Raw genomic sequence first — 469 nt, 5'->3', positions numbered from 1 at the left:
TCCAGTTCCGCGATCACGCCGACCGCGATGACGGAGTCCATGCCGTACCGTTCCAACGCGGCGTCCGGGGACAGCCGTTCGGGGTCGAGCTTGAGCGACCCGGCCACCAGTTGCCGCAGGTGGCCGACCGCTGCGCCCTCCAGCGTCTGGGCGGTGTCGTAGTCCGGCATCTCACTCCGTTCGATGGGCGCTTGCTGGGAGTCGTCGGTCACGGGGAAGGCGGCGAGGCCGGCGGGTGTGCCGACCAGGACGGTGAGCCTGCTCCGGGTGGGGCCGGTGTCCTCGGGGGTCATGGCGTGTCGGAGGGCGGTCAGGGCGCGGGGGGTGTCCAGGGGGAGCAGGCCGAGGGTGCGCAGGTTCTCCCGGACGACGGTGCCGCCGATGCCGCCCTCCTCCCAGAACGGCCAGTTGACGGAGACCGTGGTTCCGCTGCGCGCGCCGGTGCGGACGAGCTGGTTGCGGTAGGCGG

The 469-nt window shown here is 72.5% G+C and carries 1 protein-coding gene; it reads right to left on the bottom strand.

Going from position 1 to position 469, the window contains the following annotated elements; all coding sequences use genetic code 11:
• On the bottom strand, positions 1-469 hold a 469-nt coding region (locus UK12_RS33115), incomplete at both ends, for an acyl carrier protein (protein ID WP_045306918.1).

This window comes from Saccharothrix sp. ST-888 (assembly GCF_000955975.1).
Classification (GTDB): Bacteria; Actinomycetota; Actinomycetes; order Streptomycetales; family Streptomycetaceae; genus Kitasatospora.
This window is presented reverse-complemented; position numbering and strand designations above follow the sequence as displayed.